The 25,725-nt window shown below is 72.9% G+C and carries 26 protein-coding genes and 2 pseudogenes; 15 read left to right on the top strand and 13 right to left on the bottom strand.

The window, feature by feature from the left end:
- The first annotated feature begins 155 nt into the window (after positions 1–155).
- Together ADL08_RS07365 and ADL08_RS07360 are read left to right on the top strand one after the other, a co-directional pair.
- Positions 156–1,184, top strand: coding sequence for a glycosyltransferase family 2 protein (locus ADL08_RS07365; protein ID WP_053641256.1), 1,029 nt, complete (start codon positions 156–158; stop codon positions 1,182–1,184).
- On the top strand, positions 1,181–2,524 hold the full coding sequence (locus ADL08_RS07360; protein ID WP_053641255.1) for a polysialyltransferase family glycosyltransferase: 1,344 nt from the start codon (positions 1,181–1,183) through the stop codon (positions 2,522–2,524). Before ADL08_RS07365 ends, ADL08_RS07360 begins: the two co-directional genes overlap by 4 nt.
- Before the next feature lie 124 nt (positions 2,525–2,648).
- Here the strand turns inward: ADL08_RS07360 and ADL08_RS07355 are convergent, their stop codons facing one another.
- Complete coding sequence (locus ADL08_RS07355; protein ID WP_053641254.1) at positions 2,649–3,470, bottom strand: MerR family transcriptional regulator; 822 nt, start codon at positions 3,468–3,470, stop codon at positions 2,649–2,651.
- A 61-nt stretch (positions 3,471–3,531) separates the two neighbouring features.
- Positions 3,532–4,188 (bottom strand): leucine efflux protein LeuE, encoded by a 657-nt coding sequence (gene leuE / locus ADL08_RS07350; protein ID WP_053641253.1) that lies wholly within the window; start codon positions 4,186–4,188, stop codon positions 3,532–3,534.
- 187 nt (positions 4,189–4,375) lie between these two features.
- Here leuE and ADL08_RS07345 point away from each other — a divergent pair, with 187 nt between their 5' ends.
- Entirely contained in the window at positions 4,376–5,317 is a 942-nt protein-coding gene (locus tag ADL08_RS07345; protein ID WP_053641252.1) for a L,D-transpeptidase family protein, read from the top strand.
- Between the two features lie 151 nt (positions 5,318–5,468).
- On the opposite strand, the gene ADL08_RS07340 is transcribed toward ADL08_RS07345, so the two are convergent.
- Entirely contained in the window at positions 5,469–6,632 is a 1,164-nt protein-coding gene (locus ADL08_RS07340) for a hypothetical protein (RefSeq protein WP_053641251.1), read from the bottom strand.
- Positions 6,632–7,312, bottom strand: a complete 681-nt coding sequence (locus tag ADL08_RS07335) for an RNA polymerase sigma factor (protein ID WP_053641250.1) — start codon at positions 7,310–7,312, stop codon at positions 6,632–6,634. Before ADL08_RS07335 ends, ADL08_RS07340 begins: the two co-directional genes overlap by 1 nt.
- Positions 7,313–7,694: 382 nt before the next feature.
- Here ADL08_RS07335 and ADL08_RS07330 point away from each other — a divergent pair, with 382 nt between their 5' ends.
- On the top strand, positions 7,695–8,444 hold the full coding sequence (locus tag ADL08_RS07330) for a Clp protease N-terminal domain-containing protein (RefSeq protein ID WP_053641249.1): 750 nt from the start codon (positions 7,695–7,697) through the stop codon (positions 8,442–8,444).
- Between the two features lie 122 nt (positions 8,445–8,566).
- On the opposite strand, the gene ADL08_RS07325 is transcribed toward ADL08_RS07330, so the two are convergent.
- From ADL08_RS07325 to ADL08_RS07315, 3 genes are all read right to left on the bottom strand, one after another.
- Positions 8,567–9,151 carry a hypothetical protein gene (locus ADL08_RS07325; RefSeq protein WP_053641248.1) on the bottom strand — a complete coding sequence of 195 codons (585 nt, stop codon included), beginning with the start codon at positions 9,149–9,151 and terminating at the stop codon, positions 8,567–8,569.
- 67 nt (positions 9,152–9,218) lie between these two features.
- Positions 9,219–9,857: a DUF4328 domain-containing protein gene (locus tag ADL08_RS07320; protein ID WP_053641247.1), complete on the bottom strand. Its 639-nt coding sequence runs from the start codon at positions 9,855–9,857 to the stop codon at positions 9,219–9,221.
- A 123-nt stretch (positions 9,858–9,980) separates the two neighbouring features.
- Entirely contained in the window at positions 9,981–11,597 is a 1,617-nt protein-coding gene (locus tag ADL08_RS07315) for a beta-N-acetylhexosaminidase (RefSeq protein ID WP_053641246.1), read from the bottom strand.
- A 442-nt stretch (positions 11,598–12,039) separates the two neighbouring features.
- On the opposite strand from ADL08_RS07315, the gene ADL08_RS07310 reads away from it, so the two are divergent.
- The 6 genes from ADL08_RS07310 (at position 12,040) to ADL08_RS07285 (ending at position 16,789) form a co-directional block, all read left to right on the top strand.
- Entirely contained in the window at positions 12,040–12,513 is a 474-nt protein-coding gene (locus tag ADL08_RS07310; protein WP_107092027.1) for a 2-oxo-4-hydroxy-4-carboxy-5-ureidoimidazoline decarboxylase, read from the top strand.
- 192 nt (positions 12,514–12,705) lie between these two features.
- Positions 12,706–13,086 carry a succinate dehydrogenase, cytochrome b556 subunit gene (sdhC, locus tag ADL08_RS07305; RefSeq protein WP_078968206.1) on the top strand — a complete coding sequence of 127 codons (381 nt, stop codon included), beginning with the start codon at positions 12,706–12,708 and terminating at the stop codon, positions 13,084–13,086.
- Positions 13,087–13,094: 8 nt separating this feature from the next.
- Positions 13,095–13,571, top strand: coding sequence for a succinate dehydrogenase hydrophobic membrane anchor subunit (locus tag ADL08_RS07300; RefSeq protein ID WP_053641243.1), 477 nt, complete (start codon positions 13,095–13,097; stop codon positions 13,569–13,571).
- A 24-nt stretch (positions 13,572–13,595) separates the two neighbouring features.
- Positions 13,596–15,350, top strand: a complete 1,755-nt coding sequence (sdhA, locus tag ADL08_RS07295) for a succinate dehydrogenase flavoprotein subunit (protein WP_053641242.1) — start codon at positions 13,596–13,598, stop codon at positions 15,348–15,350.
- A complete protein-coding gene (locus ADL08_RS07290) occupies positions 15,350–16,108 on the top strand; it encodes a succinate dehydrogenase iron-sulfur subunit (protein WP_015035718.1) in 759 nt (252 codons plus the stop codon). The genes sdhA and ADL08_RS07290 overlap by 1 nt, the downstream gene beginning before the upstream one ends.
- 102 nt (positions 16,109–16,210) lie before the next feature.
- A complete protein-coding gene (locus ADL08_RS07285) occupies positions 16,211–16,789 on the top strand; it encodes a hypothetical protein (RefSeq protein WP_053641241.1) in 579 nt (192 codons plus the stop codon).
- Between the two features lie 30 nt (positions 16,790–16,819).
- On the opposite strand, the gene ADL08_RS07280 is transcribed toward ADL08_RS07285, so the two are convergent.
- A complete protein-coding gene (locus tag ADL08_RS07280) occupies positions 16,820–17,365 on the bottom strand; it encodes a MarR family winged helix-turn-helix transcriptional regulator (protein ID WP_053641240.1) in 546 nt (181 codons plus the stop codon).
- Between the two features lie 102 nt (positions 17,366–17,467).
- Between ADL08_RS07280 and ADL08_RS07275 the strand changes: the two genes are divergently transcribed.
- Positions 17,468–18,688 (top strand): MFS transporter, encoded by a 1,221-nt coding sequence (locus ADL08_RS07275; RefSeq protein WP_053641239.1) that lies wholly within the window; start codon positions 17,468–17,470, stop codon positions 18,686–18,688.
- A gap of 15 nt (positions 18,689–18,703) precedes the next feature.
- Here the strand turns inward: ADL08_RS07275 and ADL08_RS07270 are convergent, their stop codons facing one another.
- On the bottom strand, positions 18,704–19,483 hold the full coding sequence (locus tag ADL08_RS07270; protein ID WP_053641238.1) for an alpha/beta fold hydrolase: 780 nt from the start codon (positions 19,481–19,483) through the stop codon (positions 18,704–18,706).
- 125 nt (positions 19,484–19,608) lie between these two features.
- On the opposite strand from ADL08_RS07270, the gene ADL08_RS07265 reads away from it, so the two are divergent.
- Genes ADL08_RS07265 through ADL08_RS07255 form a run of 3 tightly spaced genes read left to right on the top strand, consistent with a single transcriptional unit; the run spans position 19,609 to position 21,271 of the window.
- Positions 19,609–20,043, top strand: coding sequence for a hypothetical protein (locus ADL08_RS07265; protein WP_053641237.1), 435 nt, complete (start codon positions 19,609–19,611; stop codon positions 20,041–20,043).
- A 6-nt stretch (positions 20,044–20,049) separates the two neighbouring features.
- Positions 20,050–20,523, top strand: coding sequence for a DCC1-like thiol-disulfide oxidoreductase family protein (locus ADL08_RS07260; protein WP_234352034.1), 474 nt, complete (start codon positions 20,050–20,052; stop codon positions 20,521–20,523).
- A gap of 10 nt (positions 20,524–20,533) precedes the next feature.
- Entirely contained in the window at positions 20,534–21,271 is a 738-nt protein-coding gene (locus tag ADL08_RS07255; RefSeq protein ID WP_053641235.1) for a TetR/AcrR family transcriptional regulator, read from the top strand.
- A 51-nt stretch (positions 21,272–21,322) separates the two neighbouring features.
- On the opposite strand, the gene ADL08_RS07250 is transcribed toward ADL08_RS07255, so the two are convergent.
- Both ADL08_RS07250 and ADL08_RS07245 read right to left on the bottom strand, forming a co-directional pair.
- Entirely contained in the window at positions 21,323–22,876 is a 1,554-nt protein-coding gene (locus ADL08_RS07250) for an ABC transporter substrate-binding protein (RefSeq protein WP_053641234.1), read from the bottom strand.
- Positions 22,877–23,070: 194 nt separating this feature from the next.
- Positions 23,071–24,363, bottom strand: a complete 1,293-nt coding sequence (locus ADL08_RS07245) for a metallophosphoesterase (protein WP_053641233.1) — start codon at positions 24,361–24,363, stop codon at positions 23,071–23,073.
- 240 nt (positions 24,364–24,603) lie between these two features.
- Between ADL08_RS07245 and ADL08_RS37970 the strand changes: the two genes are divergently transcribed.
- Positions 24,604–24,843 (top strand): SCO4848 family membrane protein, encoded by a 240-nt coding sequence (locus tag ADL08_RS37970; RefSeq protein ID WP_053641231.1) that lies wholly within the window; start codon positions 24,604–24,606, stop codon positions 24,841–24,843.
- A gap of 77 nt (positions 24,844–24,920) precedes the next feature.
- On the opposite strand, the pseudogene ADL08_RS37550 reads toward ADL08_RS37970, so the two are convergent.
- Positions 24,921–25,100, bottom strand: a pseudogene (locus ADL08_RS37550) (transposase family protein); the annotation flags it as partial.
- Positions 25,101–25,165: 65 nt separating this feature from the next.
- Positions 25,166–25,495: pseudogene (locus tag ADL08_RS07230) on the bottom strand (recombinase family protein); the annotation flags it as partial.
- Positions 25,496–25,725 lie beyond the last annotated feature (230 nt).

Here is a 25,725-nt window from a genome sequence, read left to right as displayed (position 1 = left end):
AGCCACACCGCATTCTGAAGCGGACCGATATCCGGTCGGCCGCGGCCTGATTCCCCTCTTTGGAAAAGGCGGTTAAGCGGACCGCCGCTCGGTGTTCACCGGACGTCCCCCCGCCGGTCGGAGGGAATGCCGGGCCGGCGCCTAGCGTCGGCCGCGTGGTCAAGCTCTCCGTCGTCGTGCCGTTCTTCAACGTGCAGACATACGCCCCCGACACCCTCACGAGCCTGCGGGCCAACGCCCGCGAGGACTTCGAGTTCCTGCTGGTCGACGACTGCTCGTCGGACGGGACCCCGGAGCTCCTCGAACGGGCCGCGCGCGAGATCCCGGGTGCCGTCCTGCTCCGGCACGCGCGCAACGAGGGCCTCGCCACGGCCCGGAACACCGGGCTGGACGCCGCCCGCGGCGAGTACGTCGCCTTCCTCGACGGGGACGACTGGCTCGCCCCCGGGCACTACGACCGGCTCGTCGCGGCCGCCGAGGAGCTGGGCTGCGACTTCCTGCGCACCGACCACGTCTCCGTGACCGGCCGCGAGCGCGGGGTGCGCCGGGCGCCGGTCCCCCGGCGCGGCGAGGTGCTGCGCCCGAGGGACGCGATCCTGCCGGCGCACCGGACGACCTCCGTCGACTACCCGTACGCCTGGGCCGGGATCTATCACCGGCGGCTCCTGGACCGGGGCCTGCTGCACTTCACGCACGGGCTGCGGACGGCCGAGGACCGGCCGTGGATCTGGCGGCTGCACCGCGAGGCGGAATCGTTCGCGGCGGTCGGGGAACTCGGCGTCTTCTACCGGCGCGGAGTGGCGACTTCCCTCACGCAGATCGGTGACGTGCGGCAATTGGATTTCATCCGCGCTTTCGACCAGGTGATCGCGGAAACGGCACGGGACCGCGACGCGGATCTCCTCCTCCCGAAAGCCGTGCGCACCTATTGCGCGGTGATCTCCCACCACGTCGGTTCGATCGACAGGTTCGAGCCGGAGGTGGCCCGGCAGTTGAGGGCGATGAGCGCGGGGGCGCTGCGGCGGATGCCGCAGGACGTCCTCGACGAGGCCCTGACGGCGATGGGCGGCGACCGCGCGACGCTGCTGCGCAGACTGCGCAGGCGGCGGCCGGCGCCGCCGCCGGGGGGTCCGGCGTCCGGTCCCGGCACCGCCGCCCCGTCCGCGCCGGAGGTGGCCGCGTGAGCTCCCGTACGCGCCCCCGCCGCACCACGCAGGTCTTCTGCGCCTCCACCCTCTACGGCGCGGTGACGCTCGCCGCCGCGATCGACAGCGGCTGCTTCGGCTCCGCCGACCGCCGGATCCTCCTGGTCACCAACAACGCGCCCGTGCCGGAGACGACGCCCGCCCTCGGCGAGGCCGAGGGCTTCGCGCGGCTGCGCGGCCGCTTCGACTCCGTCCTCTCCTGGAACGAGGTGATCTCCCCGCTCCACCCGGGCGGCTGGACCCCCCGCGCGAGCGACCTCCCCCTCCTCCAGCGCCATCTGCGCAGGCTCTGGGGGCTCGGGGACGACCGGGTCGAGCTGGCCCTGGAGTCGATCCAGGTGACGCCCGCGCTCGCGATCGCCCAGCTCCTCCCCGACGCGCCGGTCACGGTGTACGCGGACGGGCTGATGAGCTACGGACCGACCCGCAACAAGATCGACCCGCTGATCGGCGGCCGGGTGTCCCGGCTGCTCCACCTGGACCTGGTCCCCGGGCTCGCGCCGCTGCTGCTCGGGGAGTTCGGCGCGGTGCCGGAGGCCGTACCGGTCGAGGCGTTCACCAAGTGCGTCGAGGAGCTGGCGGGCCCGGACCCGGGTACGGCCGCCGAGGAGGGCCCGGTGCTGCTCCTGGGCCAGTACCTGGCGGCCCTGAACCTGCTGACCGCCGCCGAGGAGGAGGAGCTGCACCTGCGGATGGTGCGGGGCGCGGTCGCCCTGGGCCACCGGCGGCTCGTCTTCAAGCCGCACCCGACGGCGCCGGACGCCTGGTCGCGGACGCTGGTGCGCACGGCGGAGGAGCTGGGCGCGGAGCTGACGGTCGAGGACCGGCCCGTCCTCGCGGAGGTGCTCTACCGCGAGCTGCGGCCCGCCCTCGTCGTCGGCTGCTTCTCGACGGCGCTGCTCACCGCGCGCACCTTCTACGGCCTGCCGGTCGCCCGGGTCGGCACGCGCGCCCTCCTGGAGCGGCTCACCCCGTTCCAGAACAGCAACCGGATCCCGCTCACGGTCGTGGACGCGGTCGTCCCGCCCCTCGACGCCCCGGGGGCCGGTGCTCCCGCGATCGGTACGGAGGAGCTGAACGACCTGGTCGCGGCGGTCGGCTTCGCCATGCAGCCGAAGATCCGGCCGGAGCTGCGGACGGCGGCGGTACGGCACCTGTCGGGGCCGCTCGCCGAGCGCACCCGGCACCACTTCACCCGCCGCCGCCTCACCGCCCTGGGGCTCCCCGGCGGCCTGCCCCTCCCCCGGCACCCGAAGGTCCGCCGCCTCGCCCGGCGGGCGCTGCGGCTGCGCGCCGCGCTCAGGAAACAGCCACTGTGAAGCGCCGGAGCCCGGGACCCGTGCGGGGGTCCCGGGCTCCGCGCGGGTGCGCGCCCGTACGCGTCCCGCGGCGCGCGCTCGGGCGCGTGTCCGGATGCGTGCCCGGCGGCGCGTCGGGGCGCGCTCAGGCGCGGACGACCGGCTCCTGGAGTTCGGTCACCCACCGCGCCCGGTCCTCCGGGCACTCCAGGTACAGCTCGCGGGCGTACCCGGCGGAGGCGTAGCCGTTGGCATCGATCCAGGTCGCCAGGGTCTGCACGGTGGGCAGCAGGTCGTCCATCGCGCCCCGGTGGACGACGGTCGCCGCCTCCTCGACGCCGGGCAGGACGTGCACGAGGACGCCCTGCGCCGCCGTCCCCTCGGGGACGGCCGTTCCCGCGTGGACGACGACCGAGCCGTCGCCCCGGCCCGCGTCCTCGTAGTACGCGACGGCCGGGCCGAAGCCGGTGACGCCCGCGGCTTCGAGCCGGCCGCACAGCTCCTCGTACAGCGGGCCGATGACGGGGGTGATGTCCTGCGGGCCGAAGCTCGCGGCGACCGCGCTCAGTTCGGCGATCCGGACGGCGGGGATCTTCTTGACGACGACTTCCTGGGTGGACATGTGTCCTTCTTCCTCGATGGCCCGGAGCCGCGCGCCGACCCGGTCGAGCCGGGCCCGCGCCTCCGCCAGGGCCGTCTCCAGCTCGGCCTGGCGCAGGCGCAGCATGCCCCGCAGCTCGTGCGCGTCGATCCGCTCGTCGAGGACGGCCCCCACCTGTTCGAGGGTGAAGCCGAGGTCCTTGAGCGCGATGACGCGGTTGAGCCGGGCCAGCTGCTCCGCCGCGTAGAAGCGGTAGCCCGTGTGCGGGTCGACCCGGGCCGGGCGCAGCAGTCCGACGGCGTCGTAGTGACGCAGCATCCGGACCGACACCCGCCCGTGCCGGGCGAAGTCTCCGATGGTGAACATGACGCCCCCTACGGAACGGCCTCACACGGTGTGAGGGTCAAGCGGTGTCCGCGGGGCGGGGTCAGGCGGCGCTGCTGAGGGAGAGCTTCGCGGCGAAGCCGAGGAAGAGGGCGCCGGCCGCCGAGGTCGCGCCGGCGGAGAGGCGCCGGCGGCGGCGGAAGGCGGCGGAGAGGCGGGTGCCGCCGAAGATGAGGGTCGTGAGGTAGAGGAAGCTGCCGAGCTGGAGCAGGGCGCCGAGGACCAGGAAGGAGAGCGCCGGGTAGGCGTAGCCGGGGTCCACGAACTGCACGAAGAAGGAGATCAGGAAGAGGATCGCCTTCGGGTTGAAGAGGCTGATGACCAGCGCGCGCCGGTACGGGCGCTCGGCGGGGCCCGCCGGGGCGCCCGCGGGCTCCTCGGCGGCCGTCTCCTCGCGCGAGCGCCACATCGACCGGGCGGCCCGCAGCATCCCGTACGCCATCCAGGCCAGGTATCCGGCGCCCGCGTACTTCACGACCGTGAAGAGGAGCGGGGTGGTCTGGAGGAGGGAGGCCGCGCCGAGGGCGGCCAGGGTCATGAGGACCGTGTCGCCGGTGAAGACGCCGGCGGCGGCCTTGTATCCGGTCCGGGTGCCCTTGCGGGCGGCGACGGAGAGGACGTAGAGCGAGTTCGGTCCGGGCAGGAGGATGATGAGGACGAGCCCGGCGAGGTAGGTCGGCAGATCGGTGACACCCAGCATGGGCGGAGTGTCGCATGCGCGTACGACGTTCCGCCCCCGTGTTTCGCATCACGGAAGATCGGCACGGGTCGCCCGGCGGCCCCCGCTCCGACTTGCGCGGGAGGGGCGGTTTCCGGCCGTGGTGCGCAACCACGAGGGCCCGGGAAGCATCCCTCTACGTACAGAACGAGTTTCCCGGGGGGCAACGATGAAGCGGTCTTCGGCCGTCGTGCGCAGAGGTGTCGTACGGAGAGTGGTGCTGGCGGCGGTGTCGGTGGCGCTCGTCGCGGGCTGTACGGCCCAGGCGGCGGGTACGGGGGGCGGCGGTTCCGCGGGGCCCTCGGGCAGTTCTTCGCCGAAGCCGTCGGCCTCGGCGTCGGACTCGGTGTCGCCGTCGGCTTCCGAGTCGGCCTCGGGCTCGCCCGGCGCCTCCCCGACGGCCGACGGCGAGGCGCCGTCCTCCTCCCCCTCCTTCCCCACCCCGGAGCCCTCCGGCACGGACTCCGGGACGCCGGCGTCCCCGGTCCTCCTGAAGGACGGGGACGAGAACGAGCGGGTGCGCGAGCTCCAGGCGCGGCTGCGGCAGCTCGGCGTCTTCGACCGCGCGCCCACCGGCTTCTACGGGACGATGACGGGGGGCGCGGTCAAGGCCTTCCAGCGGAAGCAGGGGCTGCCCGGCACCGGCTCGGTCGACGAGACCACCTGGCAGCGGCTGCTCGCCGCGAGCCGGAAGCCGACCGCCGACGAGCTGAAGCCGGCGACCACCAACGCCCTGGACGCCCCGGCACCGGCGTGCACGACCGGCCGGGTGCTCTGCATCAGCAAGGAGAGCCGGACCCTCGCCTGGATGATCGACGGCAAGGTCGTCTCGTCGATGGACGTCCGCTTCGGCTCGGAGAACACCCCGACCCGCGAGGGCACGTTCAGCGTGGGCTGGAAGGCCCGCGAGTGGACGTCGACGATCTACCACACGCCCATGCCGTACGCGATGTTCTTCAGCGGCGGCCAGGCCGTGCACTACTCGGCGGACTTCGCGGCCCGCGGCTACGCGGGGGCCTCGCACGGCTGCGTCAACGTCCGGGACCGGGCCAAGCTCGCGGCCCTCTTCGACCAGGTGAAGGTCGGGGACAAGGTCGTCGTCCACTGGTAGGGACGGGAAGGGGGAAGGGCGCGGGTGGGACCGGGGGAACGTGCCCCACCCGCGCCGGGTGCGCCGAGCCGTAGGTACGGGGGGAACCCCGGCTCATCGCGCGGCCGATGACCAGTCGGCATTACGTACTGCGCCGACGGTCCGGAAAGTGTTACACCGCGAGCGGGAGGCGCGTCGTCGCGCCGCTCTCCAGGGGGTCCCCGGAGGTCGCGGAGGCCGGTCCGGCGAGGGGCTGCGCCGAGGGCGGGGCGCCTCCGTCCCTGTTCCAGGAGCCCCCGGCCCGGCCGCCGGGGCGGGGGCCCTTCGCGTCGCCCTCGGGGCGGTTCCTGGGGCCGGAGCCGGGACGGTCCTTCGAGCCGCCCTTGGAGGCGTCTCCGGGTGCGCCGGTGGCGCCGGAGAGGACGCGGTCGCAGTAGCGGCGCAGGGTCTCGCCGTCGCGCAGGGTGTCCGTGAGCCGGCGGCGGCTGCCGTCGTCGAGCTTTCCCGACCGGTACGCCCGGCAGGCCTCGACGGCCTTCTCCCGGAAGTCCGTGCCGCCGTCCCTGTTCCCGTTCCCGTTCCCGGCCCGGTCGCGGTCCCGGCCGCCCGTGCGGCCCGGGTCCGGGGCGCCGTCCGTGCCCGCCGTGCTCCGGCCGGGCTCCGGGACGTCCCGCTTCGGCCGGTCCACGCCCTCCCCGTCGCCTTCTCCGCCGCCGTCTCCGGCGCCTCCTCCGTCCGGGGCCGGGGTGGTCGGTGCCGGGGAGTCCGTGCCGGTGGAGGGGGACGAGCCGGGCGTGCGGTCCTCGCCGGGCGGCGGGGGCCCGGGTATCCCGAGGTCCTCGCGCATGCCGTCGGGCTCCGGCGAGAGGAGCGGCCGGGCGGTGTCCCCGGCCGAGACGGAGCTGGCGGGCGCGGGGCCCACCAGCGGGAGGGCGCCGGTGCCCGCGGCGACGGCGACCCCGCCGACGGCGACGGCGGCGACCGCGGCGGCGAGCCCGTACCGGGCGGAGCGGCCCCAGCGGCGCGGCGGGGCGGCGACGCGGGCGAGGCGCACCCGGCCGAGGTCGGCGGGGTTCCCGGCGGCGCTCCCGGCCGCGGACCTCGTGCTTCCCGGCGCCGCGGCGGCCCGGGCGGCCGTGGCCTCGCGGAAGGCGGCGAGGGCCGCCGCCTCTCCCGGCAGTGCGGCGTCCGCGGCCGGGGCGCGGACCGCGTCGAGGGCCGCCGCGAGGCGTTCGGCCCGCAGGCGCGCGAGGTCGTCGGCGGGGGCGGCGGGCTCGCCGCGCAGCAGTCGCTCCGCGGCCTCCGCGTCGAGCCACTGGTACCGCTCGTCGGCCATCACATGTCCTTCTGCGTACGCGGACGCGATTGCGTCACACGACCGGGCGCCACCGCTCCCGGTGTCCGGCCGCGCTGCGGGGGCACGCCGTCCAGCGGGACGACGGTCCCGCCGGTGCCGTCCTGGGCGCCCTCGACCCCGAGGAGTTCGGCGAGCCTCTTGAGGCCGCGGTGCGCGGCGGTGCGCACGGCGCCGGGGCGCTTGCCCAGGGTGTCGGCGGCGCTCTTGGCGTCCAGGCCGACGACGACGCGCAGCACGACGGCCTCGGCCTGGTCCTGCGGGAGCTGGGCGATCAGGTCCATGGTGCGGCCGGTGGCCAGGGCCTCCAGGGCTTCGCTCGCGGTGTCGGACTCGGCGGGCTTGTCGGTGAGTTCGGTCTCGTCCGCGCCGACGACGGGGCGCCGGCCGCGCATCCGTATGTGGTCGAGGGCGCGGTTGCGGGCGATCCGGGCGGCCCAGCCGCGGAAGCGGTCCGCGTCGCCGCCGAAGCGGTCGAGGTCGCGCGCGATCTGGAGCCAGGCCTCGGAGGCCACGTCCTCCGCGTCGCCGTCGCCGACCAGTGTGCGTATGTAGCCGAGCAGCCGGGGGTGCACGGCGCGATACACAGCACGGAAGGCGTCCTCGTCCCCGTGCTGTGCGGCGAGCACCGCGGCCGTCAGCTCCGCGTCGTCCCCCAGCACTCCCCAAACCCTGTTCGTCGGTCGCGTCGTCTCGTCACGGCCGGTCACCGCCGCCACGCTGTCCAACACACGAGCACGCTACGTGGTGCTCCGGCACCTCGTCCACGCGGCGTCCCCCCCTTGTACAACTTGCAACCTTCCAGTGGCCGGATCCGGTGTGACAGAAAGCGCACTCCCGGCGCTGAAAGGAGTACGGAGCCGTGCTGCGGCTCCGTGGAGGACGACCGGGGCCTCTCCTGTGGGGGGTGGCGGCCTCGGTCGTCTCTCCTTTTCCCTCCCCCTTTCCCCTTTCTCCGGCCGCCGGATCCTCCCGGGCGCGGTGCGCCCTCATGCATGTCAACCGACAGTTGACACCCCTCGGGTGTCAACCTAGGGTTGCCTCATGACGAATCCAGTCGGTCCGACCGTTCCCGTCCGTCTCGACGAACTCATCGAAGCCATCAAGAAGGTCCACCCCGACGCCCTGGAGCAGCTCTCCGGCGCGGTCATCGCGGCGGACCACCTCGGCGACGTCGCCGACCACCTCATCGGCCACTTCGTGGACCAGGCCCGGCGCTCCGGCGCCTCCTGGACCGACATCGGCCACAGCATGGGCGTCACCCGCCAGGCCGCCCAGAAGCGGTTCGTGCCCAAGGAACCGGACACCGAGAAGATGGACCCGAACGCCGGGTTCAGCCGCTTCACGCCCCGCGCCCGGAACGTGGTCATGGCCTCCCAGAACGAGGCCACGGCCGTGGGCAACGCCGAGATCACCCCCTCCCACCTGGTGCTCGGCCTGCTCGCCGAGCCCGAGGGGCTCGCGGCGCACTGGATCGCCTCGCGGGGCGTGGCCCTCGACCGGGTGCGCGAGGCCGCGGCCGCGACCCTGCCGCCGGCCGTCGAGGAACCGCCCGCGCTCGTGCCGTACGACGCGGCGGCGAAGAAGGTCCTGGAACTGACGTTCCGCGAGGCCCTGCGCCTCGGACACAACTACGTCGGCACCGAGCACGTCCTGCTCGCGCTCCTGGAGCACGAGGACGGGGAGGGCGTGCTGAGCGGGCTCGGCCTCGACAAGGCGACGGCGGAGCGGGAGATCTCGGAGGCGGTCGCCTCGATCGCGATCCAGGCCCCGGAGGCGGAAACGGGGGCCTGACCGCGCCTCGGACGGTGGGCGGCGGTCGCCCTCGGGCGGCGGTCGCCTCGGGCAGTGGCCTCCTCGGCCGGTGGTACGCCCAGGGCGACGGTCTCCTCAGGCGGTCTCCTCGGGCGGTCTCCTCAGGCGGTGGTGCGGGCCCGGCGGGAGACAACCGCGCGCAGCACCCGGCCGCCCTCGACGGAGAGCTCGCGGGCCCGGCGCAGTCCGGTCGGGCCGTGGGCGACCGATTCGAGGACGGCCCGCTGACGGCGGAGCTCCCCGGCGAGCAGCGGGCCCGCGCCGTCCTCGTCCCCGGCGCGGCAGCGCTCGACGAGTCCCTCGTCGGCGCCGGCCGCGTCGTACCGTCCGTGCAGGGCGAGGGCGGTGCCGGAGCACGCGCCGACCCAGGCGCGCAGGGACTCCGGCGACCAGGCCTCGGGGGCGGACGCCAGCATGCCGCGCACGGCCTCCGCCGCGTCCCCGCCGTCCCCGCCGTCCCCGGCGTCCAGCTCGACGCGGGCCTCGGCGACGGCCTCGGCCCACGCCGCGCCGTCGGCGCGCGCGACGGCCGCCCAGGCGGGTCGCAGGGCGTCGTCCCGGTCGGCGGCGAGCAGCGGGAGGCAGCGGTCGAGGCAGGCGAGGCCGGCCGCGGCCAGTCCCCGCTCGTCGGCCCCGTCGATCAGCTCCCGCAGGCTCCGGTCGTTCCCCGGCTTCCCCGACGTCATGGACGCCTCCTCGCCACCCGATACGGACGCGGCGCTTCCCCTTACGTCGCGGGGAGTCGCCTTTTCGTCACTGTGTGGCCGGAATCATGCCATTGGCCTTGGCGTGCTGCATAGAGGTGAGGCGCCGGACGAAGAGGATCGCGAGGACGGCGGCGGCGATGTCGAGCAGGTAGCCCGCGAGGGACCAGGAGGCCGCGGTGGTGTAGGCCCCGGCAGTCTCGGCCCCCTTGTAGAGCTGCGTGGCGATCCTGTCCACGACCACGTCGGCGACCCAGAACGTCCACCAGGCGTTGAGGAGCGCCAGCTCCCGCGCGGCGTCGGCGGCGTACGGCTGCCACCGGCTGGCCCGCCAGATGTCGGCGGCGATCCCCCGCGGGATCCACAGGTTGGCGATGGGGACGAACCACCCGCCGATGGCCCAGCCGGGCTTCCGGCCCTGGAGGTCGCCGGCCCAGACCTCGGCGTTCTTCCGCAGCCGGTGGAACCAGACGACGAAGACGATCCCGGTCGCCACGTACAGCGTGAACGCCATGCTGTAGGCCACGTTCAGGTCGAGGGTGCCGAAGACGGCCGGGTCGAAGGAGTCCGCGGCGACGTCGGTCAGCAGGAAGCGCAGCTCGATCACGGCGAACAGGACGTCGAAGGCGATGTTGCCCGCGAGCAGGGCCACGACGGCGTGCGAAAGGCCGTTCGGATTGCGGAGCATGAAGACAGGGGTCCCCCCGGGGAAGGTCGGCGCCCCTCCCCGAGGCACCGGCGGCGGCCGAGCGGCCGCCGCCGGGGGAACGTACGCGATGCGAAGTCGGTACGTCCACGTCAAAAGCGCAGCTCAGCCGCGCACCCGCTCCGCCAGCGCCCGGAACTGGTCCCAGCCCGCCGTCGGCTTCGCCGGGTTCCAGACCTTCTGGGAGAGGGCCGCGAGGGGCAGCCGGATGCCGGCCGCCACCTGGGCCGGGGTCTGGGAGTTCGCCAGGTCGCACCAGACGGCGAAGCGGGCGCCGAGGATCTGGGCGTCGTACTTCGCCGGGACGGGGCTGGTGCCGCGCACGACGAGCGGGGTCCACTGCTCGTAGATCCGGCGGCCGGTGGGGTACGCGAAGTCGTTGGGCTCGCCGAGGACGTAGTAGAGGTACTCGTCGTTGAGGTTGACCATCTTCCGGCCCTGGCTCAGGTGGGAGACGGGCGGCCGGGCGCCGATCTCCTTGCCCGTCCAGTACTCGACCTCCAGGTCCTTCGCCGCGTTCACGACGCCGCCCGTGAAGAAGCCGTCGTTCCAGGCCTTGAGGGTCTTGCCGGTGGGGCGGACGACGGCGGCGCGGTCGTTGAGCCAGCCGGTGGCCAGGTCCTGGACCCGGGCGGAGGGCCCGTACTTCGCCTTCGCGGCCCGCGCCAGCTCCGGGTAGGTGGCCTCGGGGTCCTTCGCCATGAGGGCCACGTACTCGTCGGCGCCGAGGTGCCAGTACGCGCCGGGGAAGAGCCGGGAGTACTCGCGCAGCAGGTCGTCGACGATCTTCGCCGAGGCCGGGTTCGCGATGTCGACGGCGCCGCGCGGGGCCCGGCCGGTCGCGCTGCGGAGCTGGAGGTCCGGGTGGGCGGCGATGACGGCGCCGAGGTGTCCCGGGGAGTCGATCTCGGGGACGACGGTGACGTGCCGCTCGGCGGCGAGGGCGAGGATCCGCCGCACCTCGGCCTTGGTGAGGTGCTGGGCGGAGACCACCTCGGGGTGGCTGTCGGACTCGATCCGGAAGCCCTGGTCGTCGGAGAAGTGCAGTCCGAGCTGGTTGAGCTTGAGGTCGCCCATCTCGCGGATGCGGTCCTCGATCCAGGCGGCCGTGAAGTGCTTGCGGGCGGTGTCGACGTTCAGCCCGCGCTGCGGCTTGGCCGGCCGGTCGTTCACCGTCCCCTCGGGCATCGTGCCGGCCGATTTCACCGACTGCTTGAGGGTGCGGGTGCCGTAGAAGACCCCGGCCTCGTCGGGCCCGCTGATCCGCACCCGGTCGCCTTGGACGACGAGGGTGTACGACTCGGGGGCACCCGTCCCGCCGAGGGCCAGCTCGACGTCCCCGGGTCCGGCGGCGACGGCGCCCCGGTACGGGATGCCCAGCTCGCCCGCGATCAGCTTCCCCTCGTCGGCGAGGCCCCCGCTGTTCGCGGCGATGACGACCCCGCCCGTGGGCGCCGGCTTCCAGCCGGGGCCGCGGGCGGGCTCGTGGGCGCGGACGGCCGGGACCGTGCGGGGCGCGCTGGAGAGCGGGTACGTGCGGGTCGGCGTCGGTGTCGGCGGGGGCGGCGCGCTCGTGGGCGCGGCGGCCGTGGCCGAGCCGGGGGACGGGGCGGAGGAGGGGCCCGCCGCGGAGCCGCCGGAACAGGCCGCCACGGTGGCCAGTGCCACCGAGGTCGCCAGGAGTGCGGGGCCGCGCCGGGGCCCTCGTATGGAGTACCGCATCAATCGAAATCCTCCCCCACGGATGACGGTCCGGCCAATCGGGCGACGGGACGGGCCGGGGAGGACGGCGCCACCGGAACCCTCGCGTCCGGATCGCCGCGTCCGGCGCGGAGGGAACGCCGGAGGCCCCGATGCCGTCAACCCCCACGACGCCCCCCACGACGGGGCCGATCGACACGCCGTGTTCACCCACCGTCGGGCGAGCGGAATCCCGGAGTCCATCAGGTGTTCCGAAACTCTCCCTTCCGGGTGAAAATCGCGCATCCGTCGGACACTTCCCCCGTCCCGTCGATAACGTTGCGTCACGCCCACCCCACCCGTCCCGGAGTAACCGGAGCCCACGCTGAGCAGCGACACCCACACCCCCTACCGGAAACCGGGCTCCGCGGACACGCCTGCCATACCCGTCCAGCACTCCGCGCCCCGGCGCGCCGGCGGTCTCGTGGGGTTCAACGCGGCGGCCCCCGCCGAGGCCGTGGCCCTGCTGCTCTCCTGCTGCCACAGCCTCCGCTGGGCCGAACGGGTGGCGGCCCACCGCCCCTATCCCACGGTGGACGCGCTGCTCGCCGCCGCCGACGAGGCCGGCTACGACCTGTCGCGCACCGATCTCGACGGCGCCCTGGCCGCCGAGTCCTCCGCGCTGCCGCACCCCGGCGCCCCGCCGGCCGCCCGGACCGCGCTGCGGGCCGCGCACGCCGCGTACGAGAGCAGCTTCGGACACGCGTTCGTGATCAGCCTCGACGGGGTGCGTCCCGGGGAGCGGCTCGACCAGGTCCTGGCCGGAATCCGGTCACGTCTCGGCAACGAACGGGAGGAGGAGCGGGTGATCGCGGCCGAGGAACTGCGCCGGCTCGCCCGCGCCCGGCTGGCCTTCCGGCTGGCCGAGGGGCGCACACCCCGACACTCCGACGCGTGATTCCGTCCGCAATGCGGTGATTCCGGCTCGTGCGATAGCCCGTCCGTGCCTGTTTGATCACACCTATGGACCCCGCGCGAGCGAACCGACAACTCGTCGCTACGATGACCGGGGCCGGTGGACCGTACCCGGCCGGGTCAGACCGACACTGAAGCCGGCCGACCCTGATCCCCGCTCCCGGAGGGTTTTTCCGTGCCGGCTGGAACGCTGTACCGCGGCCGGGAAGGAATGTGGTCCTGGGTGGCTCATCGAGTCACCGGCGTCCTCATCTTCTTCTTCCTGTTCGTACACGTGCTCGACACCTCTCTCGTCCGTGTCTCCCCCGAGGCGTACGACGAGGTCGTCGCGACCTACAAGACGCCGATCGTCGCTCTGCTGGAGTACGGCCTCGTCGCCGCCATCCTCTTCCACGCGCTGAACGGCCTCCGGGTCATCGCCGTGGACTTCTGGTCCAAGGGCCCGCGCTACCAGAAGCAGATGCTCTGGACCGTCGTGGGCATCTGGGTCGTGCTGATGGCGGGCTCGCTGTACCCCATCCTCGGGCACGCCGCACGTGAACTGTTCGGGAGCTGACGCCAGACATGTCGACTGACACCACCTCCGCGATCGGCCCCGTCGAGGGCGGCCCCCACTACGACGTGGACAACCCCGCGCCGTACATCGAGGCCCCCCGCAAGCGCACCGGCAAGACCCCGCGCGCGACCCGCGGCAACTTCGAGATGGCCGCGTGGCTCTTCATGCGCCTCTCGGGCGTCGTCCTCGTCGTCCTGGTCATCGGCCACCTGCTGATCCAGCTCTTCCTGGACGGCGGCGTCTCCAAGATCGGCTTCGCCTTCGTGGCCGGCCGCTGGGCGTCCCCGTTCTGGCAGGTCTGGGACCTGCTGATGCTCTGGCTCGCCATGCTGCACGGCGCCAACGGTCTCCGTACGGTCATCAACGACTACGCGGAGCGGGCCAACACGCGCCTGTGGCTCAAGGGCCTGCTGTACACCGCCACGGTGTTCACCATCCTTCTGGGCACGCTGGTGATCTTCACCTTCGACCCGAACATCCGCTAGGCACGGGGCTGAGGTAATCCACTCATGAAGATCCACAAGTACGACACCGTCATCGTCGGCGCCGGCGGCGCCGGCATGCGCGCCGCCATCGAGGCGACGAAGCGCAGCCGCACCGCCGTGCTCACCAAGCTCTACCCCACCCGCTCCCACACGGGCGCCGCGCAGGGCGGCATGGCCGCCGCGCTCGCGAACGTGGAGGAGGACAACTGGGAGTGGCACACCTTCGACACGGTCAAGGGCGGTGACTACCTGGTCGACCAGGACGCCGCCGAGATCCTGGCGAAGGAGGCCATCGACGCCGTCCTCGACCTGGAGAAGATGGGCCTGCCGTTCAACCGCACCCCGAACGGCACCATCGACCAGCGCCGCTTCGGCGGCCACTCCCGCAACCACGGCGAGGCCCCGGTCCGCCGGTCCTGCTACGCCGCGGACCGCACCGGCCACATGATCCTCCAGACGCTGTACCAGAACTGCGTCAAGGAGGGCGTGGAGTTCTTCAACGAGTTCTACGTCCTGGACCAGCTGATCACCGAGGTCGACGGGGTCAAGCACTCCGCGGGCGTCGTCGCCTACGAACTGGCCACCGGCGAGATCCACATCTTCCAGGCCAAGGCCGTGATCTACGCGTCCGGCGGCACCGGCAAGTTCTTCAAGGTGACCTCCAACGCGCACACCCTGACCGGTGACGGCCAGGCCGCCTGCTACCGCCGCGGCCTGCCCCTGGAGGACATGGAGTTCTTCCAGTTCCACCCGACGGGCATCTGGCGCATGGGCATCCTGCTGACGGAGGGCGCCCGCGGTGAGGGCGGCATCCTCCGCAACAAGGACGGCGAGCGCTTCATGGAGAAGTACGCGCCGGTCATGAAGGACCTCGCGTCCCGTGACGTCGTCTCCCGCTCCATCTACACGGAGATCCGCGAGGGCCGCGGCTGCGGTCCCGAGGGCGACCACGTCTACCTGGACCTGACGCACCTCCCGCCGGAGCAGCTGGACGCCAAGCTGCCGGACATCACCGAGTTCGCCCGTACGTACCTCGGCATCGAGCCGTACACGGACCCGATCCCGATCCAGCCCACCGCGCACTACGCCATGGGCGGCATCCCGACCAACGTCGAGGGTGAGGTCCTCTCGGACAACACCACCGTCGTCCCGGGCCTGTACGCGGCCGGCGAGGTCGCCTGCGTGTCGGTGCACGGCGCCAACCGCCTCGGCACCAACTCGCTGCTCGACATCAACGTCTTCGGCAAGCGGTCCGGCATCGCCGCGGCCGAGTACTCCGCCAAGGCCGACTACGTCGAGCTGCCGGAGAACCCGGAGTCCCTCGTCGTCGCGCAGATCGAGAAGCTGCGCAACTCCACGGGCAGCGAGCGGGTCGCCGACCTGCGCCGCGAGCTCCAGGAGACGATGGACGCCAACGTGATGGTGTTCCGCACGGAGCAGACCATCAAGACGGCCGTCGACAAGATCGCCGAGCTGCGCGAGCGCTACGAGAACGTGTCCATCCAGGACAAGGGCAAGCGCTTCAACACCGACCTCCTGGAGGCCATCGAGCTGGGCAACCTGCTCGAACTGGCCGAGGTCATGGCCGTCTCGGCCCTGGCGCGCAAGGAGTCCCGCGGCGGTCACTACCGCGAGGACTACCCGAACCGCGACGACGTCAACTTCATGCGCCACACGATGGCGTACCGCGAGGTCGGCAAGGACGGCTCCGAGACCGTGCGTCTCGACTACAAGCCGGTCGTCACGACCCGCTACCAGCCGATGGAGCGTAAGTACTGATGGCTACTCCCGTACTGGACAAGGTCGAGAAGGACTCCGCCGCCTCCCCGTACATCACGGTCACGATGCGGATCCGCCGCTTCAACCCCGAGGTGTCGGACGCGTCGGTCTGGGAGGACTTCCAGATCGAGATCGACCCCAAGGAGCGCGTGCTCGACGCCCTCCACAAGATCAAGTGGGACGTCGACGGCACGCTGACCTTCCGCCGGTCGTGCGCGCACGGCATCTGCGGCTCGGACGCGATGCGGATCAACGGCAAGAACAGGCTCGCCTGCAAGACGCTGATCAAGGACATCAACCCCGAGAAGCCGATCACGGTCGAGGCCATAAAGGGCCTGACGGTCCTCAAGGACCTGGTCGTGGACATGGAGCCGTTCTTCCAGGCGTACCGGGACGTCATGCCGTTCCTGGTCACCAAGGGGAACGAGCCGACCCGCGAGCGCCTGCAGTCCGCCGAGGACCGCGAGCGCTTCGACGACACCACCAAGTGCATCCTGTGCGCCGCGTGCACGTCGTCCTGCCCGGTCTTCTGGAACGACGGCCAGTACTTCGGTCCGGCCGCGATCGTCAACGCGCACCGCTTCATCTTCGACTCGCGCGACGAGGCGGGCGAGCAGCGCCTGGAGATCCTGAACGACAAGGACGGCGTGTGGCGCTGCCGCACGACGTTCAACTGCACGGACGCCTGCCCGCGTGGCATCGAGGTCACCAAGGCGATCCAGGAAGTGAAGCGCGCGCTGATCACGCGTCGCTTCTGAACCACGGCACGGCGGTTGGGCCCGCTTCTGTACGCTCGACGTGCGGAGGCGGGCCTTTCCGTACCGCACGCGCACGTGTGTCGTTGTGGAGAGCGGGGACTGATGAGCGAGCCGAACCCTTACGCGGACGGCGAGTACAAGTGGGGACCGGGGCAGGCGCCGGGCCAGGGCGGCGCGCCCGGGACCCCGGCGTACGGGTATCCGCCGGCCCCGGGCTACGGCTACCCGCAGGGCGCGACCCCGGCGTACGGGTACCCGCAGACCCCCGGGTACCAGCCGACGCTGGCCGAGGGCGTGGCCGTGCCGCCCGTGCCGCAGCAGTTCCCGCCGGCCGGGGCCGCGCCGGTGCTCGCGATCGGTGACATCACGGTGGTCGGGGACCAGATCATCACGCCGGCCGGGGCGATGCCCCTGAAGGGCGCGGTGTGGAACGCGATGGACATGTCGCGGACCGAGGAGAAGATCCCGACGGCCGCGATCGTGCTCGCGATCGTCTTCGCGCTGCTGTGCCTGGTGGGCCTGCTGTTCCTCCTGATGAAGGAGAAGAGGACCACGGGCTTCATCCAGGTCACCGTGACCAGCGGGGGCCGCCACCACGCGACGATGATCCCGGCGACGGGCCCGGACACCATCCACTGGGTGATGGGCCAGGTCAACTTCGCGCGCTCGCTGAGCGTCTGACGGGGCGTCCCGCGAGCCGCCCGCGAGCGTCTAGCCGTGCCAGGAGCCGGGGGCGTCCCCCGACTCCGCGGCGACCATCACCCTGCGCAGCATGTCGTTGAGCAGGGTGCGCTCCTCGGGGCTGAGGACGCCCAGGAGCCGGTACTCCTCGTGGCCGAGGACGTCCATCGCGCCGAGCCAGGTCTCGCGGCCGGAGGCGGTGAGCTCGACGACGACCCGGCGCCGGTCGGTGGTCGACTGGGTGCGGCGGACGAAGCCCCGCTTCTCCAGGGCGTCGAGGCGGCCCGAGACGGAGGCGGGGGCCAGGTCGAGGTCCTGCGCGAGTTCGGAGGGGGCGGCGCTGCCGCCGCGGCCGGCCAGCTTGTGGAGCGTGTCGAACTCGTGGCGCTCCAGGTCGAAGTCGACGAGCGACTGCTCCCTGACCCGGCGCAGATGGACCGAGAGCTTCTTCATCCGGGTGACCGCGCCCTCGACGACGGGGTCGAGGCCGGGCAGGACGGGCTGCCAGCGGGTGACGTGCCCGTCGGTCCAGTCGCGCCGTTCCGGGGGGACGGGAAGCGCGGGGGTGGGGTCCATGGGGCGATCGTACGTCGGGACGGGGCACACCTCCCCCTCCAGATGCTTCGGTACCGAATATTTCGTTGACGAATCATTCGGTACCGAAATACTCTTCGGGCCATGACCGCCGCTCCCGCCGCCACGGCGCCCGCGCCCGTCCCCCACCCCCTGCGCACCCGCCCCTTCCGCCTCCTCTTCGCCGGCCGCGCCCTCTCCCTCCTCGGTGACGCCGCCATCCCCGCCGCCCTGGCCCTCGCCGTCCTGGAGGCCACCGGCTCCACCGCGGCGCTCGCCCTGGTCCTCGGCTGCGCGATGGTCCCCAAGCTGCTCCTGCTGCCGCTGGGCGGCGTCGTCGGCGACCGCTTCGACGCGCGGACGGTCGCGCTCACCACCGACCTCGTGCGCTGCGCCACCCAGCTCCTCGTCGGCCTCCAGCTCCTCGGCGGCTCCCCCGGCCTCGCCGTGCTCGCGGTCGCCGAGGCCTTCGGCGGGGCCGCCGGGGCCTTCGCCGTGCCGACCGGCGCGCCCCTGGTGAAGGGCACGGTGGAGACCGGGGCGCTGCACCGCGCCAACGCGGCCATGGGGGTGGCCCAGAGCGCCACCCGCCTCGCGGGCCCGGCGCTCGCGGGCACGCTGGTGCTCACGGTGGGTGCCGGCTGGGCGTTCGTCCTGGACGCGGCGACCTTCGGCGCCAGCGCCCTGCTCCTGACCGCCGTCCGGGTGAAGCGGGTGCCGATCCCCCGCCGTTCGCTCCGCGCCGACCTCGTCGAGGGCTGGCGGGAGGTCCGCTCCCGGGACTGGTACTGGACCAGCCTCGTCGGCCACGGCGCCTGGAACGGCGCCGCGGCCGTCCTGATGACCCTCGGGCCCGCGATCGCCGTGCAGCGGCTCGGCGGCGGCACCACCTGGGTCGTCCTCCTCCAGGTCGGCGCCGTCGGCTTCCTCGTCGGGGCGCTGCTCGCCGACCGCCTCACCCCCCGGCGCCCGGTCCTGGCCGCGAACCTCGGGCTCGCCACGTACGCGCTGCCGCTGGTCCTGCTCGCCGTCGCCGCGCCCGCGCCGGTGACGATCGCGGCCTACGGGCTCGCGCAGGCGGGCCTCGGCTTCCTGTCGCCGGTCTGGCAGACCGCCGTCCAGCGCGCGGTGCCCGCCCACGCGCTCGCCCGCGTCACCTCGTACGACTGGCTGCTCTCGCTGGCCGCGATGCCCCTCGGCTACGCCCTGGCCCCGCTCGCCGCCTCGGCCTGGGGTCCCGAAGTGCCCCTGCTCGCCGCCGCGGTGGTGGTGGGCGGCTGCTGCCTGGGGACGGCGCTGGTGCCGGGCGTACGGAAGTTCACGTAGGGCCCGGGGTTCGGCTCAGGGCGCGGCCGGCGCCAGGGCCTCCGCCAGGAAGCCGGTGAGCAGGCGGGCGGTCTCCTCGGGGCGCTCCAGGGCGGGGAGGTGGCCGGCCCAGTCGAGGTCGACGCGGCGGGCGGCGGGGAGCAGACGGGTCAGCTCGTCCGCGACCGCCCGGAAGTCGGGGAGGTCGTGGGCGCCGACGGCCACCAGGGCGGGGACCCGGACGCGGGCGATCTCGTCCCGGGTGACCCCGGGGTCGACCGGGCCGTACTCCTCGGGGGCGGCGAGCCGCACGTCGAAGGCGTGGCGCTGCGCCTCCCGGACGAGGGCGCGGGCCTCCGGTCCGGCCTCGGGGCCGAGCCAGGTGCCGACGTTGAGCTCGACGGCGGCGTCGACGTCGCCCGCGTCGAGGAGCGCGTCCTCGCGGTCGCCCCAGGCCCGCAGCTCCTCGCCCGGCTCCCTGCCGGGCAGGCCGGAGCCGAGCAGGGCGAGGGCCGAGACGCGGCCGGGGTGGCGGGCGGCGAACTCCAGGGCGACCTCGCCGCCGAAGGAGGAGCCGACGACGGCGGCGCGGTCGGCGCCGAGGTGGTCGAGGAGGTCGCGGACGTCCTCCGCGTGGGTGTGCGGGGCGTCGACCGGGGTCTCGCCGAAGCCGCGGAGGTCGCAGCGGACGACGCGGTGTCCCGCCTCGGCGAGCGCGGAGAACGGCACGTCCCACATCCGGCGGTCGCAGACCCCGGAGTGCAGCAGGACGACGGTCGAGGGGCCGGTGCCGGCCAGGTCATGAGAGAGCGTCACCCCCCGGACCCTAGACGCCCGGAACGGGGGCGGCCACCACTTTCCCCCCAGGACTTGAACACGTTCAAGAGGAGGTCTACAGTCAGGACCGCCAGCTTTTGAACGTGTTCAAGGGAGGGTGGGGCATGGACCTCACTGTCGTCGCGTACATCGTCTACCTGCTGATCGGCGTGGCCCTCACCATCTGGGTCGCCCGCACCCTCAGCCGCAACGGAAGGATCTTCCTGGCCGACGTGCTGCACGGGAACGAGAAGCTCGCGGAGGCCGTCAACCACCTCCTGGTGGTCGGCTTCTACCTCGTCAACTTCGGCTTCGTCGCCCTCTACCTGAGCCAGGACGACGCCGTCCTCGACGCCCGCGCGCTCTTCGAGGCCCTCTCCGTCAAGCTCGGGGTCGTCCTGCTCGTCCTCGGCGTGATGCACCTGGGGAACGTCTACGTGCTCAACAAGATCCGCCGGCGCGGGGTCATGGAGCGCGAGCAGGTGCCGCCCGTCGGCCCGCAGGGCTGGACCGCGGCCCCCAAGGGCGGCCCCTGGGCCCCGCCCGCGCCGCAGGGCTGAACCGCCGTGCCGACCGCACCCGGACAGGGCGCCCCCGCACCGGCGGCGCCCGCCCCCCGGACGCCCGTGAAGCGCCTGACCGTGCTGTACGACGCCGACTGCCCGCTCTGCGTGCACCTGCGGCACTGGCTGCTGCGGCAGCGGCAGCTCGTCCCGCTCGACCTGGTGCCGGCCGGGTCCCAGGAGGCCCGGCGCCGCTTCCCCGCCCTCGACCACGCCGCCACCCTGCGGGAGATCACCGTGGTCGGGGACCGGGGCCAGGTCTACCGGGAGACCGCCGCCTGGATCGTCTGCCTCTGGGCACTGGCCGAGCACCGGCCCAGGGCCCACTGGCTGGCCACCCCCGCCGGACAGCCCTTCGCCCGGATGACCGTCCTGGCCGCCGCGAAGTGGCGCGAGGCCCTCAAGGGTCCCGGCGGAGGCCCGGGTCCGGACGGCTGCGGGGACGGGCGCTGCGAGGCGCCCGGCCCGCCCGGTTAGGCTCGGCCCCGTGAAGGACGTGAAGGAAGAGAAGAAGGCCCCCAAGAGCGAGCAGACCCGCACGCTCATCCTGGAGACCGCGCTCCGGCTGTTCAGGGACCGCGGCTACGACAAGACGACGATGCGGGCCATCGCCCAGGAGGCCGGGGTCTCCGTCGGCAACGCGTACTACTACTTCTCTTCCAAGGAACACCTGGTCCAGGGCTTCTACGACCGGATCGCCGAAGAGCACCAGGCGACCGTCGAGCCCATCCTGACCGGCAGCGAGAAGGACCTGACGGCCCGGATCCGCGGGGTCTACCTCGGCTGGCTGGACATCGCGGAGCCGTACCACGAGTTCGCGGCCCAGTTCTTCAAGAACGCCGCCGACCCGGACAGCCCGCTCAGCCCGTTCTCGCCCGAGTCGGAGGGGCCGCGCGAGGCTGCGATCGAGGTGCACCGGCGCGTCATCTCCGGCGCCTCGGTGAAGGTCGACCCGGAACTGGCCGAGGCGCTGCCGCAGCTGCTGTGGCTCCAGCAGATGGGCCTGGTGCTCTTCTGGGTGTACGACCGGTCGGAGGGGGCCGCCAACAGCCGGCGGCTCGTGGAGCGGCTCGCGCCGGTCACCGCCCGCGCGATCTCGCTCTCCCGCTTCCGGATCCTGCGCCCGCTGGTCAAGGAGACCCACGAGCTGCTCGCCGACTTCATGCCGACGGCGGCCGGGATGGCGGCCTCGGGCAAGCCGAAGCGGGCCGGCGCGAAGCCGTAGGGAACGCCCGTGGGGCCGCACTCGCACGAGCACGGCCCCACGGAGGATCCGCTAGATCCAGCTCAGTTCCCACAGGCGCCAGATGCCGGTGCCGTCCGTCAGGGCCTGGGAGCCCGCGACCGCCTCCGTGGACAGGACGTAGTCCTTCTTCTGCCACAGCGGCACGAGCGGGACGTCGGCGGCGACCTCGTTCTGGATCTCCTTGAAGTCGCCCGTCGCCCTGGAACGGTCGCTGAGCTGCTGCGTCGAGGCGATCAGGGAGTCGATCCGCTTGCTGGAGAACCCGTTGTGCAGGGTGTTCCCGGTGCCGACGAGCGGCGCGGTGAAGCTGTCGGAGTCGGGGAAGTCGGGGAGCCAGCCGACGGTGTACGCGTCGAAGGCGCCCTGCGCGTACCGCTTCTGGAAGTCCTCCCACTTGACCTCGACGGTCTCGACCTCGAAGAGGCCGGTCTCCTCCAGCTGCCGCTTGATCTCGGTGGTCTCGGCGGCGTAGGTGTCGTCCTTGCGGAAGCCGAAGGTGAACGCCACCGGCGTCTTGACCCCGGCGGCCTCCAGGATCTGCTCCGCCTTCTTCCCGCTCGGCTCCGGGTAGCGGTCGTAGAACGCGGTGCTGTGGCCGACGAAGCCCTGCGGGATGAGGGAGTACAGCGGCTCGACCGTGCCCTTGTAGGCGCCGGTGGTGATCGCCGGGCGGTCGAGGACCGCCGCGACGGCCTGCCGGACGGCCTTGTCCGCCATGGGCGAGCCGGACCGGACGTTGAAGTTGATGTTGCGGATCTCGGCGCTCTCGGCCTCGGTGACCCGGGTGCCGTCCGAGGTCTCCAGCCCGGAGACGAAGTCCGGCGGGAGCTGCCGGTGCGTCACCTGGACGTCCTTCGCCTTCCAGGCGTCGGCGAGCTCCTCGGACTTGGCGTAGTACTTCACCAGGACCGGGCGGCCGGCCTTGGTGACGGCGCCCTTGTAGTGCGGGTTGGGCTCCAGGAGGGCGGACTCGCCGGGCTTGTACTCCTTGAGGACGTACGGCCCCGATCCGTCGACCGCGTCGTCGGGACGCAGCCTCTTCTCCGGGTAGTGCTCGCGGTCCACGATCGAACCGGCGCCGGTGGCCAGCTTCAGCGGGAACGTGACGTCCTTGGCGCTGAGGTGGAAGGTGACGGTGCGGTCCTCGGAGTCGACGCTCTTCAGGGTCGGGAAGAGCGGCTGCGGACCGACGTCCGTCTTCATCCCCAGCATCCGCTCGAAGGAGTACTCGACGTCCTCGGCGGTCACCTTGCGCCCGTTGGAGAAGGTGAGGTCGTCGCGGAGCGTGCACCGGTACGTGGTGAGGCCGGAGCCCGCGAACCCGCAGCTCTCGGCGGCGTCCGGGACCGGCTCGGTGAAGCCCTGCTTGAACGTCAGGAGCGACTGGTAGACGTTGCTGTAGATCGCCCAGGAGCCGGCGTCGTAGGCGCCGGCCGGGTCGAGGGAGGTGATCTCGTCGGTGGTGCCGACGGCGATCGGATCGGTCCTGACGCCGTCGGAGGGCAGGAGTTGCCAGCCCCCCACTCCGGCCGCCACCAGTACTCCACAAGTGATGAGGATCCGCAGACGGACCGTCGACCGCATTGCCGTGCTTCCTTTTTTTGGTGCCGCCCCAGGTGCGACGGCCCCCCGGAAACGTCGCGATGGCGTCATCCCATCACACGGTCTTCACAAGCGGAAGAGAAAACTTTCACACCACAGGTATATGTCCGGGATATGAGAATTTAAGTCGATGAGCAGCACGTATCACTCTCGGTGCACGGAGTGACCGGCCCCTTTTACGCCTGTTTCGAGGCGAGTTCGACGACGGTGATGTCGGAGGGGGCGCCGACCCGGACGGGGGGACCCCAGGCGCCCGCGCCCCGCGAGACGTACAGCTGGGTGTCGCCGTACCGTTCGAGCCCGGCGACGGTCGGGTTGGCCAGATCGGCGAGGTACTCGCCGGGCCAGAGCTGGCCGCCGTGGGTGTGGCCGGAGAGCTGGAGGTCCACCCCGTGGCGCACGGCGTCGTGGACGACGATCGGCTGGTGCGCGAGGAGGACGGCGGCGCGGGCCCGGTCGCGGTCGCCGAGGGCGCGGACGAAGTCGGGACCCCCGCCCTCGCTCTCGCCCGCGACGTCGTCGACGCCCGCGAGGTCGAAGCCGGCCGCGATCTCCAGGCGCTCGTTGCGCAGCGGACGCAGGCCGAGTTCGCGCACGTGGTCGACCCAGGCGTCGGCGCCCGAGAAGTACTCGTGGTTGCCGGTCACGAAGAAGGAGCCGTGGCGGGCGCGGAGCCGGGCGAGCGGCTCGGCGGCGGGGCCGAGGTCCTCGACGGTGCCGTCGACGAGGTCGCCGACGACCGCGATCAGGTCGGGCTGGGTGGAGTTGATCGTGTCCACGATGCGCTGGGTGTGGGCGCGGCCCAGGATCGGCCCCAGGTGGACGTCGGACACGACGGCGATCCGGTAGCCGTGCGCGGCCCGCGGGATCCTGGCGAGCGGCACGGTGACCCGCTTGACCCGGGGCCCGCGCAGCACGCCGTACGTGCCGTACCCGACGGTCCCGAGCGCGACGGCGGCGGCGGCGCCGCCGACGACCCGGGAGACGAAGAGCCGCCGGGAGGGGTCGGCGGGGGCGGGCGGGGCGTCCGGGAAGGCCGGGGCGGACGGGTCCATCGGGGAGACCGGGTCCACCGGACCGGTCGGGGCGTCCGGGGCGGCCACCGCCACGGGTACGGGCTCGGGGACCGCCGGAGCGGGGGCGCCCGGCGCCCGGCGGGCGAGCCCGGCGCGCAGGAGCGGGCGGACCGCCTCGCCCACCACCAGGGCCAGGACCAGGTACAGGAGCACGGCGAGCCACATCTGCCCCGGCCAGGCGATCACCTGCTGGAGCCGGAAGGGCACGCCCGCGCGGGCGGAGACCAGGGCGGCGAGCGAGAGCAGCGGCAGGGCCACGAGGGCGGCCGTACCCAGCCGGCGCGGCAGGCCGCCGGGCGCCGTCACGTCGCGGACGAGCCGCCGCCACACGTACCAGTGGACGGCGCCGAGCAGCGCGAGGACCACGACCAGGACCAGCAGGAAGACGACCACGCCCCGGAACTCCTTCTTCTTCTAGGCGCCCGCGCGGCGCGCACCCCACGCGGCCCGTGGACGCAGGGCCGCCGGATCGCCCGCTTCGTCGAAGGCGAGGCCGCTCCCGTCGTCCCGGGGGTTCTCGATGAAGTCGATCCGCGCGCAGCCGGGCCCAGCGTACAGAGACCCGCCTTCGGAGCCCGGCGGGGGCCGTTCGATACTGGCAAGGAATGCCCCGCCCTCCCCGAAGGACACCCCATGAAGCTCAGCCGCCGCGTCTCCTGGTTCCTGCTCGCGTTCGGCGTCTGGTCCTGGGTGATCTGGGTGACCTTCGCGAAGAACCTCTGGAAGGACGGGAGCGGTCTCGCCTTCGACGACGCGGGGGATCCGACGGCGTACTTCTGGGTCCACCTCGCCCTCGCCGTCACGTCGTTCGTCCTGGGGACAGCCGTCGGCGTGATCGGACTGAGGGGCGTGCGAGCGAACGCGGGCAGGTAGGAACCCCGCCCCTGCGTCGCGGGGGAAGCGCACAGACGTGGCCGCCGGGGAGTCGTCCCGCTCGGTGAGCCTTTTCGGCGTTGACGCTCCAGGGTGGGGACCGCAGCGGCGATGGCGGTCATGCGATGGGGACTGCAGCGGGCCCGGCGGAAGATCCGCCACGACTTCAGCCGTGCGTTGCTGCGTTCGACCGGTGCCCGGGCCGCCGACAGGACCCGGTTGATCGGCTGCTGGGTCGCGGTGAGGGCCCCGCCGGGAAGGCGTTCGCGAGTGCCGCGATCAGCGCGAAGATCGCGACGCCGATCGGGTTCGAGGTGTCGAGGAAGGGCTCCAGTACGGAGACGAAACGGACTCCGTACTTCTTGAACTCCTTGTCGATCTCCAGCGCGTCGTGCGCGCCCTTGCGAGTCAGCCGGGACGGTTCGTTGACCACCACCACGTCGACCTCACCCGCGCGCACGGCGGACATGAGGTCTTCGAAAGCCGGACGCACGGCATGGGGATCCCAACCGGACCTACCGACGTCTTTGAACGTGTGAACGACCTCCCAACCCCGGCTGACGGCCAGCGCCTCGCCGGCTGCCACCTGCGCCTCCGGCGACGCTTCGGACGAGTCGGGGCGCGCCTTGGGCTGCCGGGCGTAGACAGCCACCCGCACCGTGTCCAGATGCTCGGCTCCCACGGGCGAAACGAAGGGGGTCAAGCTCTCTCACCTGCTCTTCTCTGTCGTTGAAGCCCTAATGGTCAGCCGCATGTAGAAAGTGATCCAGATGAACCAGCTCCACACCCCGAACCCGAGCGGGAACCAGGAGACGCGACGGCTGAGCTTCATGCCCTCCGTATCGCCGTCGGCCCTCCGCCCCCCGCGTCCGGGTGGACGAG

It is taken from the genome of Streptomyces sp. NRRL F-6492 (genome assembly GCF_001280125.1).
Lineage (GTDB): Bacteria > Actinomycetota > Actinomycetes > Streptomycetales > Streptomycetaceae > Streptomyces.
This window is presented reverse-complemented; position numbering and strand designations above follow the sequence as displayed.